12 protein-coding genes are annotated in these 12,543 nt (G+C 43.6%); 10 read left to right on the plus strand and 2 right to left on the minus strand.

All coding sequences use genetic code 11. The features are described from left to right. Positions 1-20: 20 nt before the first annotated feature. The 9 genes from JZY04_RS11595 (at position 21) to JZY04_RS11635 (ending at position 10,053) form a co-directional block, all read left to right on the plus strand. On the plus strand, positions 21-1,502 hold the full coding sequence (locus JZY04_RS11595) for a DUF5687 family protein (protein WP_122142876.1): 1,482 nt from the start codon (positions 21-23) through the stop codon (positions 1,500-1,502). A 30-nt stretch (positions 1,503-1,532) separates the two neighbouring features. After that, positions 1,533-2,237 carry an ABC transporter ATP-binding protein gene (locus JZY04_RS11600; protein ID WP_122142877.1) on the plus strand — a complete coding sequence of 235 codons (705 nt, stop codon included), beginning with the start codon at positions 1,533-1,535 and terminating at the stop codon, positions 2,235-2,237. 7 nt (positions 2,238-2,244) lie between these two features. Continuing rightward, a complete protein-coding gene (locus JZY04_RS11605) occupies positions 2,245-2,760 on the plus strand; it encodes a C40 family peptidase (RefSeq protein WP_005810046.1) in 516 nt (171 codons plus the stop codon). Between the two features lie 47 nt (positions 2,761-2,807). After that, a complete protein-coding gene (locus JZY04_RS11610; RefSeq protein ID WP_122142878.1) occupies positions 2,808-3,476 on the plus strand; it encodes an HAD family hydrolase in 669 nt (222 codons plus the stop codon). Positions 3,477-4,277: 801 nt separating this feature from the next. Beyond that, on the plus strand, positions 4,278-4,595 hold the full coding sequence (rplU, locus tag JZY04_RS11615) for a 50S ribosomal protein L21 (protein WP_005775748.1): 318 nt from the start codon (positions 4,278-4,280) through the stop codon (positions 4,593-4,595). Between the two features lie 23 nt (positions 4,596-4,618). After that, on the plus strand, positions 4,619-4,888 hold the full coding sequence (gene rpmA / locus JZY04_RS11620; RefSeq protein ID WP_005775747.1) for a 50S ribosomal protein L27: 270 nt from the start codon (positions 4,619-4,621) through the stop codon (positions 4,886-4,888). Positions 4,889-5,044: 156 nt separating this feature from the next. Continuing rightward, the gene (gene serS / locus JZY04_RS11625) at positions 5,045-6,319 is read left to right on the plus strand and encodes a serine--tRNA ligase (RefSeq protein ID WP_005775744.1); all 1,275 of its coding nucleotides are present in this window, start codon (positions 5,045-5,047) and stop codon (positions 6,317-6,319) included. Between the two features lie 92 nt (positions 6,320-6,411). Next, entirely contained in the window at positions 6,412-7,623 is a 1,212-nt protein-coding gene (gene gluP, locus JZY04_RS11630) for a glucose/galactose MFS transporter (RefSeq protein ID WP_005775743.1), read from the plus strand. 141 nt (positions 7,624-7,764) lie between these two features. Next, positions 7,765-10,053, plus strand: a complete 2,289-nt coding sequence (locus JZY04_RS11635; protein ID WP_022012386.1) for a bifunctional dihydroorotate dehydrogenase B NAD binding subunit/NADPH-dependent glutamate synthase — start codon at positions 7,765-7,767, stop codon at positions 10,051-10,053. 183 nt (positions 10,054-10,236) lie between these two features. Here JZY04_RS11635 and panD read toward each other — a convergent pair whose 3' ends face one another. After that, positions 10,237-10,590: an aspartate 1-decarboxylase gene (gene panD / locus JZY04_RS11640; protein WP_005775741.1), complete on the minus strand. Its 354-nt coding sequence runs from the start codon at positions 10,588-10,590 to the stop codon at positions 10,237-10,239. A 21-nt stretch (positions 10,591-10,611) separates the two neighbouring features. Further along, positions 10,612-11,460, minus strand: a complete 849-nt coding sequence (gene panC, locus JZY04_RS11645) for a pantoate--beta-alanine ligase (RefSeq protein WP_122142880.1) — start codon at positions 11,458-11,460, stop codon at positions 10,612-10,614. 246 nt (positions 11,461-11,706) lie between these two features. On the opposite strand from panC, the gene JZY04_RS11650 reads away from it, so the two are divergent. Next, positions 11,707-12,531 carry a glycogen/starch synthase gene (locus JZY04_RS11650; RefSeq protein WP_005775739.1) on the plus strand — a complete coding sequence of 275 codons (825 nt, stop codon included), beginning with the start codon at positions 11,707-11,709 and terminating at the stop codon, positions 12,529-12,531. Positions 12,532-12,543: the final 12 nt, after the last annotated feature.

Consider the following 12,543-nt stretch of genomic DNA (forward strand, 5'->3'; position numbering starts at 1 on the left):
CCCTTAAACTATAACAAACTATGCTATTCAACGAATTGCGTCGACACGGTAAACTTGCTGCCAAACGGCATCCGATGTACGAAAAGAATAAAATCGGCAAATACATCATGTATGCCTCCTTTATTTTCTGGGGTGCTTACTTTATATTTATTGGCATCGGTCTGGCAAAAGCCATCAGCACAGAAGTTCCCAATATGGAAGCCTATCATATTTTGAATAGTGGACTGATATTTGCGCTTGCCCTGGACTTTGTAATACGTTTCCCCTTCCAAAAAACTCCTACACAAGAAGTAAAGCCTTACCTGCTACTTCCGGTAAAACGAAGCCGTATACTCGACTTTCTGCTTCTCCGCCACGGACTCAGCTCTTTCAATCTTATCTGGCTGTTCCTGTTCGTGCCGTTCGCAGCACTCACAGTCTTTCCTTTTTATGGAATATCAGGAGTTCTCACTTACAGCATCGGCATTTGGTTACTGATGGTTTTCAACGGATATTGGTATCTGCTTTGCCGTACGCTGATTAACGAACATATTTGGTGGGTGTTACTTCCCATCGTTGTCTACAGTGGAATTGCCATCGCTATTTTTATTCCCAAAACGGAATTTATAAGTGACTTTTTCATGAATCTGGGAGAAGGTTATATCGAAGGAAATCTACTTGCTTACCTGGGTACATTGGCAGCCACTGTTCTGATATGGTGTATCAACCGTAAAGTGATGACCGGTTTAATATACAACGAAATCAATAAAGTAGAAGACACAAAAGTAAAAACCGTATCCGAATACCGTTTTCTGGAACGTTACGGAGAGGTGGGCGAATACATGCGCCTGGAGTTGAAAATGCTCCTACGAAACAAACGCTGTAAGGCCTCACTCCGATCGGTAGCAATGCTCGTAATCATCTTCTCCATCATACTGAGTTTCAGCAGTACGTATGACCACATGAAGAGTTTTGTCCTGGTATACTCTTTCCTTGGATTCGGTATGGTGATTCTGATACAACTTATGGGATTTGAAGGAAACTATATCGACGGACTGATGACTCGCAAAGAATCTATCAAAAGCCTGTTGACAGCCAAATATTATATCTATAGCTTGGCGGAAATCATTCCGCTGATCCTGCTGATACCGGCTTTTGTGATGGGAAAAGCCAGCCTGCTGGGTGCTGTCGCACTAATCTTTCTGACAACAGGTCCTGTCTATTGCATCTTGTTCCAACTGGCGGTATACAACCATAAAACCGTACCACTCAATGAAAGCATCACAGGCAAACAAAGCATGAATACCGGAATGCAGATGTTAATCAGTTTCGGACTTTTCATCGTACCAACCACACTCTATGGTACGCTCCCCATGCTGCTGGGACAAACATGGGCCTACATTGTTATATTAATCATCGGATTAGGCTTCACCCTGACCTCCCCTATGTGGATAAACAATGTATATGTCCGTTTCATGCAACGCCGCTACGAAAATATGGAAGGATTCAGAGATAGTAAATAACGATTCAATATTTATCAAACAAAAAAGAATATGATTACCATACATAACCTCCGAAAAAATTTCGGTACCCAAACAGCCATCGATATCGATAGCTACACAATCAATCAAGGAGAAATGATTGGCCTGGTAGGTAACAACGGAGCCGGGAAAACAACTTTATTCCGTTTAATGCTGGATTTGCTGAAAGCTGACTCCGGAGAGGTCATTATTAATGACATCCATGTGAATCAAAGTGAAGACTGGAAAAGTTTCACCGGTGCATTTATCGATGATGGTTTTCTGATCGGCTACCTGACTCCGGAGGAGTATTTCTATTTCATCGGCAAAATGTATGGACTGAAAAAAGAGGAGGTAGATGAACGTTTGATCCCTTTCGAACGTTTTATGAACGGAGAAGTACTGGGACAAAAGAAGTTTATTCGTAATTTTTCCGCAGGAAATAAGCAAAAAATAGGAATCATATCGGCCATGTTGCATTATCCCAAATTGATAATTTTGGATGAACCATTCAACTTTCTCGATCCGAGTTCGCAATCCGTAATCAAGCACCTGCTGAAAAAGTATAATGAAGAACATAATGCCACAGTCATCATTTCGAGCCATAATCTGAACCACACGGTGGATGTTTGTCCCCGCATCGCAGTACTTGAACATGGAATTATCATCCGTGACATTGTGAACGAGAATAATTCGGCTGAAAAAGAACTGGAAGATTACTTTAATGTAGAAGAATAAAAAACGTATGAAGAGACATCTTTTTAATCTGTTGCTCCTTACTGCTTTGGTTGTCAGCCTGAGTGCTTGCCGCACTTCTGTCCCCAGACTTGATTATAAGGCACTCGCCCGCGCTTCTGTACGCCTGGGTGTGGACATCGGAATGGAAGATAATCACAAACTTTATCTGGAGGCGGCCCAGTGGATAGGTACCCCTTACCGGGGAGGTGGGGAGACGAAACGTGGTACTGACTGCTCGGGAATGACTTGCCAGATTTATAAAAAGGTGTATCACATCAAACTGCAACGAAGTACAGACGGCCAGAAGAAAGAGAGCAGCAAAGTTGCCCGTCGGAATCTTCGGGAAGGTGATCTGGTATTTTTCAGCAGCCGGAAATCGCGCAGAAAAGTAGCCCACGTAGGCATCTATCTCAAGGATGGAAAGTTTGTTCATGCCAGCACCAGCCAAGGGGTAATTGTCAGCAGCCTCAATGAGCCTTATTACCGTACCCATTGGATATCGGGAGGCAGAGTGCGCAAATAAGCTTTATTAAAATAAAAAAATCACTATCTTTGCCGAAAATTCCGCAAATGAAATACACGGTTTATTTATTCGACTTTGACTATACGTTAGCAGACTCTTCACGCGGTATCGTAACCTGCTTCAGAAGTGTGCTCAAGAGACACGGCTACACCGGTGTCACCGATGATACCATTAAACGTACCATTGGGAAAACGCTTGAAGAATCATTCAGCATCCTTACAGGAATTACTGACGCCAGTCAACTGGAAGCATTCAGACAAGAGTATTCAAAAGAGGCAGATGTATATATGAATGCAAACACCATCCTTTTCCCGGATACTCTCCCCACGCTTACATACCTGAAAAAACAAGGGGCCCGTATCGGAATCATTTCAACCAAATACCGGTTCCGGATACTGAGTTTCCTGAAAAATCACATGCCGGATGATTGGTTTGACATTATTATCGGAGGTGAAGATGTGACACATCATAAACCCGATCCTGAAGGTTTGTTACTTGCCATCGGCCGATTGAAGGCATGCCCCGAAGAAGTATTATACATCGGTGACAGTACAGTGGATGCAGGAACGGCCGCCGCTGCCGGAGTTTCTTTTGCCGGCGTTACCAGCGGTATGACCACTGCCGAAGAGTTTCAGGCTTATCCCTACGACAGAATCATCAGTTCTCTTGGTCAGCTAATTTCCGTTCCGGACGACAAAGCCGACTGTTCGCTCTGAGCAATCAACCAGATGTCATCCATTCGCCGAATAACGGTGCGAAAAGAAAGCAAACATCCGTTTTTTATAACAGAGTCCTTGTCCGTTTCCAATGTTAGGAGAGAAGAAGAAAGCCAAACGAAGGCTTTTGGAGCCAGAGAGCCGGGCTTCCGAGGTTGAAGAGCCGGGCTTTTTGCGAAAAGAAGCAGGCATTTTAGCAAAAAGAAGTAAGCATTTACCCGGAAAGAAGTAAGCATTTACCAAAAATGTCCTTGTGTTTTGAAAATATCTCCTATTGTTTTCTCCAATATCTCCTATTGTTATTCAAAATCCGGCTTGAAAGGAAAACTCCATCTTCCGGTTGGCACCCGCAGGCAGAGCTTTCTGGAATGACAGAATAACCGGGATACGATCCCATCCGCAACACTTTCACCGCCATCAAGACATCTTTTCTTTCCTCATGCATACAATCAATCAAAAATCCAAAGAAATATGTCATCAGAAAAATCCTGTAGAACGCGTTTTTTCATTCGGGCAAGCGTCCCGTCCGAAATAAACGATTCTGAGGAGTTCCGATTATCAAAGTGACAGAATGAATAAAGTCATATTCCATTTAGTAATCAACCTTCTAACTGCCCTTGCCTGAAAGAAGAAAAAGAGTAAAATAACATACTGAACAACAAAAAAGAAAAAGAAAAACTTGTCCGAAACAAATAAAAGCAGTAATTTTGTGCCCTGATTATTCCGCACCGGGTTTGAGCAAGTGTTTTTTAAGTGATTAAAGACCACCCGACGGAGCTAACTTACATTTATTTATATAAGATGTACGCAATTGTAGAAATCAACGGTCAGCAATTTAAAGCTGAAGCTGGCCAGAAATTGTTCGTTCACCACATTCAGAATGCTGAGAATGGTGCAACTGTAGAATTTGACAAAGTTCTTTTGGTAGACAAAGACGGAAACGTTACTGTAGGTGCTCCTACTGTAGACGGTGCAAAAGTAGTTTGCCAGATTGTTTCAAGCCTGGTTAAAGGTGACAAAGTACTTGTTTTCCACAAGAAAAGAAGAAAAGGTCACAGAAAGTTGAACGGTCACCGTCAGCAGTTCACAGAGTTAACAATTACTGAAGTAGTAGCTTAATCAATTTTTAAAAGTAAGAAGAAATGGCACATAAGAAAGGTGTCGGTAGTTCTAAGAACGGCCGCGAATCACAGAGCAAAAGATTAGGCGTTAAGATATTTGGTGGCGAAGCTTGCAAAGCAGGTAACATCATCGTTCGTCAAAGAGGTACTGAATTCCACCCGGGTGAAAACATCGGTATGGGTAAGGACCACACTCTTTTCGCTTTAGTAGACGGAACTGTAAGTTTCAAAGTAGGTAGAGAAGACAGAAGATATGTTTCTATCATCCCTGCTGAAGCAACAGAAGCATAAATTTCCGGAGTTTAAAGGAAATTATAAGAAATTGAAGAAAGAGATGCAATCGGTTGATTGCGTCTCTTTTCTTTTTTATACAAGACGTATCCTCTTATCTTATTTTTATATATCTTTGTAAACTCAAAGAAGAAAGTTCATAAATAAAGTATAGATATGCTTACCATTAAACAAATTACAGAAAACACAGATGCGGTAATCCGCGGTCTGGAAAAGAAACACTTCAAAGGGGCCAAAGAAACAATTGCCCAAGTGATTGAAGTGAATGACAAAAGACGTAATACACAAAACCAATTAGATAAAAACCTGGCAGAGGTAAATTCGCTCTCGAAAACCATCGGCCAGCTAATGAAAGAAGGAAAAAAGGAAGAAGCCGAAGCTGCAAAAACCCGTGTAGCCGAAATAAAGGAGACCAACAAAACACTACAGGCTGACATGGATCAGGCGGCCAACGACATGTTGAATCTGCTGTATACTATTCCCAATATTCCTTATGACAGCGTACCCGAGGGTGTTGGCGCCGAGGATAATGTTGTAGAAAAAATGGGAGGCATGGAAACTCAACTCCCAACAGATGCACTTCCTCACTGGGAGCTGGCTAAGAAATACGACCTGATCGATTTCGACCTGGGTGTAAAAATCACCGGTGCAGGTTTTCCGGTATACAAAGGTAAAGGTGCTCAATTGCAGCGTGCACTGATTAACTTTTTCCTGGATGAAGCACGTAAATCGGGATATACTGAAATCATGCCCCCAACGGTTGTCAATGCAGCTTCCGGTTACGGAACGGGACAACTTCCGGACAAAGAAGGACAAATGTACCACTGCGAAGTAGACGATCTTTATTTGATCCCGACAGCCGAAGTTCCGGTAACCAACATCTACCGTGACGTGATTCTGGATGAAAAACAACTTCCTATTAAAAACTGTGCTTACACACAGTGCTTCCGCCGTGAAGCCGGTTCCTACGGTAAAGATGTACGCGGCCTGAACCGTCTCCACGAATTTTCTAAAGTAGAATTGGTACGTATAGATAAGCCTGAGCACTCCCGCCAGTCACATCAGGAAATGCTGGATCACGTTGAAGGTTTGCTCCAGAAGTTAGAACTTCCTTACCGCATTCTCCGTCTTTGTGGCGGTGATATGAGTTTTACCGCCGCTCTCTGCTTTGATTTCGAAGTATACTCCGAAGCACAGAAACGCTGGCTGGAAGTCAGCTCCGTATCCAACTTCGATACTTACCAAGCTAACCGGTTAAAATGCCGTTATCGCAGCGGAGAAAAAAAGACCGAGCTTTGCCATACACTGAACGGATCAGCGCTGGCGTTACCCCGTATCGTAGCAGCCCTGCTGGAAAATCATCAGACCCCGGAGGGCATTCGGATCCCGAAAGCATTGGTTCCTTACTGCGGATTTGACATTATCGACTAAAAACAAAACAAGATAAAAGAGCAACTCCGATACAGGGGTTGCTCTTTTTTTACCTTAAAACACATTTTTACTAACCTCAAAACTCCTATTTTATGAGCTCTACTCAAAAAAACTTTGCTCTGCCGTTAGCATTTATCGGCATCATGTTCTTTGCCATCGGATTCGCATTAGGAATTAACTCCGTTCTGATTCCGGTTTTACAAGGTTCTTTAGGCATCACTTCCGCTGAATCTTATCTTATTATCGCAGCTACTTTCGTACCTTTTCTTATTTTTGGTTATCCGGCTTCGATGACTATCAAAGCTATCGGGTACAAACGTACCATGGCACTCTCATTCGCCATGTTTGCCATTGCTTTTGGTTTGTACATTCCGTCTGCCAGTCAGGAAAGTTTCGCACTTTTCCTGGTAGCATCTTTCGTTAGCGGTACGGCAAATGCATTTTTACAAGCATCTGTCAATCCGTATATCACTATCCTCGGTCCATTGGACAGTGCCGCCAAACGTATCAGCATCATGGGTATCTGTAACAAGCTGGCATGGCCGATTCCTCCATTGTTCCTGGCCTTCCTGATCGGTAAGGAAGTCAGCGACATTACCGTATCAGACTTATTTACTCCGTTTTATGTAATCATCGCCGCCTTCATCTTATTAGGAATCATCTCGCTGATGGCTCCACTGCCGGAAGTAAAAGCAGCCGGCGAAGACGACAGTGAAGGTGGTGCAGAGGCTTGTCCGTATGCAGCCGGCAAAACGTCTGTATGGCAATTCCCGCATCTGCTGTTGGGATGTCTTGCACTCTTCCTCTACGTAGGTGTAGAAACGGTTTCATTGGGTACTCTTGTTGACTACGCCAACAGCCTACATCTGGAAAACGCAGCAGCTTATGCCTGGATTGCTCCAATCGGAATTGTAATCGGATATATCTGCGGCATCATTTTCATACCTAAATACCTCAATCAGGCTACAGCATTGAAAATCTGTTCCATTCTTGCCATTGCAGGTTCTATCCTGGTAGTATTGACTCCGGCTGATATCTCGATCTACTTCATAGCATTCATAGCATTGGGATGTTCACTGATGTGGCCTGCACTTTGGCCACTCGCCATGGCAGACTTAGGCAAATTCACCAAGGCCGGTTCTTCTTTGTTGATAATGGCTATGGCCGGCGGTGCTGTCATTCCTACCCTGTTCGGATATATCAAAGACATAGCAGGAGCACAAAATGCTTACTGGATCTGCCTCCCCTGCTTCCTCTTTATCCTCTATTATGGAATGGCGGGGTATAAAATCAGAACAAAATAAACAAATATACTCACCTTGAGGACAAAGCCATCCCTTCAAAAGGATGGCTTTTCTTTTGTTATTTACAAATTAGCAGTATCTTTGCACACTAAGAACATTCTGATAGCAATTACGTAATAAATCCAACAAATTAATTAGATAATGAACAAAATCATTAGCAAAGAACATTTCTCGGAGAAAGTATTCAAACTTGTAATTGAAGCTCCGTTGATAGCAAAATCACGCAAGGCTGGTCATTTCGTGATTGTGCGTGTCGGTGAAAAGGGAGAACGTATGCCACTGACCATTGCAGCCGCCGACCCGAAGGCAGGAACCATCACATTGGTTGTTCAGGAGGTAGGACTCTCTTCTACCCGCCTTTGCGAACTAAACGAAGGAGACTATATCACTGACGTAGTGGGCCCGCTGGGACAGGCTACGCACATTGAAAACTTCGGAACCGTTGTATGTGCCGGAGGAGGTGTGGGAGTTGCTCCGATGCTACCGATCGTACAAGCGCTTAAAGCAGCCGGCAACCGTGTGATCACTGTATTGGCCGGACGCAGCAAAGAACTGATTATTCTTGAAAAAGAAATGCGCGAAAGTTCGGATGAAGTGATCATTATGACCGATGACGGATCATATGGCCGCAAAGGTCTGGTTACAGAAGGAGTAGAGGAAGTGATCAAGCGGGAGAAAGTGGACAAATGTTTTGCTATCGGCCCGGCTATCATGATGAAATTTGTTTGTTTGCTGACGAAAAAATACGAAATTCCGACCGAAGTATCGTTGAACACAATTATGGTGGACGGTACCGGAATGTGTGGTGCTTGCCGAATCACCATCGGAGGAAAAACCAAATTCGTATGTGTAGACGGTCCGGAGTTTGACGGTCATCAGGTGGATTTCGACGAAATGTTGAAACGCATGGGCGCTTTTAAAGCCATTGAACGTGAAGAACTGCACAAACTCGACGAATGTGAAGCAACTAAAACCATAGACGAAAACGGACGTACCGCTCCTTGGCGCGAAGAACTCCGTAAAGCAATAAAAGCAAAAGACCGTGCAAACATCGAACGCTGCAAAATGAATGAACTCGATCCGGAGTATCGTTCACACAGCCGCAAAGAAGAAGTTAACCAGGGATTAACTAAAGAACAGGCAGTCACAGAAGCACAACGTTGTCTGGATTGTGCCAATCCAGGTTGTATGACCGGTTGTCCGGTAGGTATCGATATTCCCCGTTTCATCAAAAACATCGAACGTGGAGAAATTCTTGAAGCGGCTAAGACACTGAAAGAAACCAGTGCCCTGCCTGCCGTATGTGGCCGTGTATGTCCACAAGAAAAACAATGTGAGTCAAAGTGCATCCATTTGAAAATGGGTAAAGAAGCTGTAGCCATCGGTCATCTTGAACGGTTTGCCGCCGACTACGAACGCGAAAGCGGACAAATCTCTGTTCCGGAAATTGGTGAGAAGAACGGTATCAAAGTAGCTGTCATCGGTTCAGGTCCTGCCGGACTGTCATTTGCCGGGGATATGGCCAAATACGGATATGATGTAACTGTATTCGAAGCGCTCCACGAAATCGGCGGTGTACTTAAATACGGTATTCCTGAATTCCGTCTGCCCAACAAGATTGTAGACGTTGAAATAGAGAATCTTGCCAAAATGGGGGTTACTTTCATCAAGGATTGCATCGTAGGAAAAACAATCGGTGTGGAACAATTGGAGGAAGAAGGCTTCAAAGGCATTTTTGTGGCTTCCGGTGCCGGACTCCCTAACTTCATGAATATACCGGGAGAAAATTCTATCAATATTATGTCTTCCAATGAATATCTGACTCGCGTAAACCTGATGGATGCGGCCAGTCCCGATTCCGATACTCCGGTAGCTTTCGGTAAGAACGTTGCTGTAATTGGGGGTGGCAACACCGCTATGGACTCTGTCCGTACAGCCAAACGCCTGGGAGCAGAACGCGCCATGATTATCTACCGTCGTTCGGAAGAAGAAATGCCGGCACGTCTGGAAGAGGTGAAGCATGCTAAAGAAGAAGGGATAGAATTCCTGACCCTGCACAACCCGATCGAATATCTGGCTGATGAGCAAGGACGTGTGAAACAAGTGGTTTTACAGAAAATGGAACTGGGTGAACCGGATGCTTCAGGGCGACGCAGTCCGGTGCCCATTCAAGGAGCGACAGAAACCATCGACATCGATCTTGCCATTGTCAGCGTAGGCGTGTCACCCAATCCCATTGTTCCCAGCTCCATCAAAGGTCTGGAATTGGGACGTAAAGGTACGATTACCGTTAATGACCAGATGCAATCGTCTATCCCTACCATTTATGCAGGAGGAGACATTGTACGCGGAGGGGCTACCGTAATCCTTGCCATGGGAGACGGACGCCGTGCTGCAGCAGCGATGAACGAACAGTTAAGCTCTAAATAAAGAATCGGAAATCTGCGTTGGCAAGTAATCTACGGTTCGTGATCTCACAACCAATTGCTTACCGACTGCAAATAGACTCTTTGGGCAGAAAGTAACATCAACACGGATCTACCTAATAAAAAAATCCCTGCTAATATTCTGATATTAGCAGGGATTTTTTATATTCTTCGGTTGAACGGTTTCTTACTTCACCACACTGTTTGTAGTTGGATCCGGAAAAATCACCGTTGGTTTAAATGTCTTTGCTTCCTCAAAATCCATCAACGCATACGACATAATAATCACAATGTCGTCCGGTTGTACTTTCCGGGCAGCAGCACCATTCAAGCAGATTTTACCTGATCCGCGTTCACCTTTGATAATGTAGGTCTCAAAACGCTCACCGTTATTATTATCAGCGATGTATACTTTCTCACCGGCAATCATATTGGCTGCATCCAGCAAATCCTCATCAATCGTGATACTACCCATATAATTCAGATTGGCTTCCGTAACACGGGCACAATGAATTTTCGACTTCAACACTTCAATCATCATAAGGACTTCGTCTTTTTTAGTTTAAGATTCTTTGTATTTAATATTATCAATCAGTCTGACATCTCCACAGAATACTGTAATACAGCCTACTGCATAGGATGTTTGGTCCCAATTCCCAACCTTCTGCAAAGTGTTTCCATCTACTATCTCAAAATATTCCAGGCGTAATCCCGGTGCAGCAGCAATAGCATCTTCCACAAACTTTTGCGTTTCGCTCACTGTGTGAGTGGCTGCAAAGGTACGACTTTTAAATAAGGTCTGAGATATTTTTAATGCATTTTCACGTTCTTCTGCCGACAGTCGCGCATTCCGGCTGCTCAAAGCCAGCCCGTCCTCTTCACGGACAATGGGACAGCCTACAATTTCAAGATCGAACTGCATCTGGCGAACCATCTCATGGATGATGCCCAACTGCTGAAAATCTTTTTCACCAAAATATGCGCGATGTGGTTTTACTGCTTCAAACAGTTTACTTACGATCTGGCATACCCCATTAAAGTGGCCTGGACGGAAAGCCCCCTCCATCACAGTATCCAGAGGAGCATAACTGAATTGGCGAGTATCCGGTTCCGGATACATTTCTTCCACCGAAGGAGCAAAAGTATAAGTCGCTCCGCAAGCCTCGAGTAATTTGCAATCGGCATCCAACGTACGGGGATACTTTACAAGGTCATTTTTATCATTAAACTGGGTAGGGTTCACAAAAACACTCACCACCGTTACTTCATTCTCGTTTACACTACGTTTTACAAGAGATGCGTGCCCTGCATGCAAAGCACCCATAGTAGGTACCAAACCTACCTTTTTACCCTGGGCTTTCAAAACCGACAGTTCAGCCTGCAAGTCCTTGATCGTATGTATTACTTTCATTTTAATTGGTTTATGATTCTTAGTCGTTTGAAAAACGGTGCAAAATAAACCATAATTTACCATATAAAGAAGAAATATCGTAAATTAATGCAAAAGATACCGAAGTAGGAACCTCAACAACCAGACGGTTTACAACTGAAAAACAAGCACTTAACAATTCATAAGGAATTATACCGCCTGAGAACTTGCTTTAATGCCCGTTTTTTTTTATATCTTTGCAGAATATTTACGAGAACGATTGTTATTATGACAAAGGCTAACAAGGTTTTATTTATTACACAAGAGATTACTCCTTACGTTTCAGAATCCGAGATGGCCAATATAGGCAGACATCTACCACAAGCTATCCAGGAAAAAGGCAGAGAAATCAGAACATTCATGCCCAAATGGGGAAATATCAACGAACGCAGAAATCAATTGCACGAAGTGATACGACTCTCCGGTATGAACCTGATTATCGATGACACCGACCATCCTCTTATCATCAAAGTAGCTTCCATCCAGTCAGCACGTATGCAGGTTTATTTTATCGACAACGATGATTACTTCCAGAACCGGCTACAAACAGCAGACGAAAACGGAGTAGAATACGATGATAACGACAGCCGGGCTATTTTTTATGCAAGAGGAGTGTTGGAAACGGTAAAGAAACTGCGTTGGTGTCCGGATGTGATTCACTGTCACGGCTGGATGACTGCTCTGGCTCCTTTATATATCAAAAAAGCGTATAAAGACGAACCTTCGTTCCGTGATGCGAAAGTGGTATTCTCCGTATACGAGGATGATTTCAAAGGTACGTTCAACCCTGATTTCGCAACTAAACTGATGCTGAAAGGCATTAATAAAAAGGATGTGGCTACTTTGAAAGATCCGGTAGATTACGCTACACTTTGCAAATTGGCTGTTGATTACTCAGACGGAGTAGTACAGAATAGCGAACATGTAAATGAAGAAGTCATGAACTATGCCCGTCAATCGGGTAAATTGGTTCTTGACTATCAAGCTCCCGACGCTCTTGCAGACGCTTGCAACAGCTTCTACGATCAGGTGTGGGAAGCTGAACAAAAATAATAAGAACCAAGA

This window comes from Bacteroides sp. 11BF (assembly GCF_019633765.1).
Classification (GTDB): domain Bacteria; phylum Bacteroidota; class Bacteroidia; order Bacteroidales; family Bacteroidaceae; genus Bacteroides; species Bacteroides hominis.

Excerpts from the sequence above, each read along its gene's own strand:
- JZY04_RS11595 (WP_122142876.1), top strand. The coding sequence starts at position 21 with ATGCTATTCAACGAATTGCGTCGACACGGTAAACTTGCTGCCAAACGG.
- JZY04_RS11600 (WP_122142877.1), top strand. The coding sequence starts at position 1,533 with ATGATTACCATACATAACCTCCGAAAAAATTTCGGTACCCAAACAGCC.
- JZY04_RS11605 (WP_005810046.1), top strand. The coding sequence starts at position 2,245 with ATGAAGAGACATCTTTTTAATCTGTTGCTCCTTACTGCTTTGGTTGTC.
- JZY04_RS11610 (WP_122142878.1), top strand. The coding sequence starts at position 2,808 with ATGAAATACACGGTTTATTTATTCGACTTTGACTATACGTTAGCAGAC.
- rplU (WP_005775748.1), top strand. The coding sequence starts at position 4,278 with ATGTACGCAATTGTAGAAATCAACGGTCAGCAATTTAAAGCTGAAGCT.
- rpmA (WP_005775747.1), top strand. The coding sequence starts at position 4,619 with ATGGCACATAAGAAAGGTGTCGGTAGTTCTAAGAACGGCCGCGAATCA.
- serS (WP_005775744.1), top strand. The coding sequence starts at position 5,045 with ATGCTTACCATTAAACAAATTACAGAAAACACAGATGCGGTAATCCGC.
- gluP (WP_005775743.1), top strand. The coding sequence starts at position 6,412 with ATGAGCTCTACTCAAAAAAACTTTGCTCTGCCGTTAGCATTTATCGGC.
- JZY04_RS11635 (WP_022012386.1), top strand. The coding sequence starts at position 7,765 with ATGAACAAAATCATTAGCAAAGAACATTTCTCGGAGAAAGTATTCAAA.
- panD (WP_005775741.1), bottom strand. The coding sequence starts at position 10,590 with ATGATGATTGAAGTGTTGAAGTCGAAAATTCATTGTGCCCGTGTTACG.
- panC (WP_122142880.1), bottom strand. The coding sequence starts at position 11,460 with ATGAAAGTAATACATACGATCAAGGACTTGCAGGCTGAACTGTCGGTT.
- JZY04_RS11650 (WP_005775739.1), top strand. The coding sequence starts at position 11,707 with ATGACAAAGGCTAACAAGGTTTTATTTATTACACAAGAGATTACTCCT.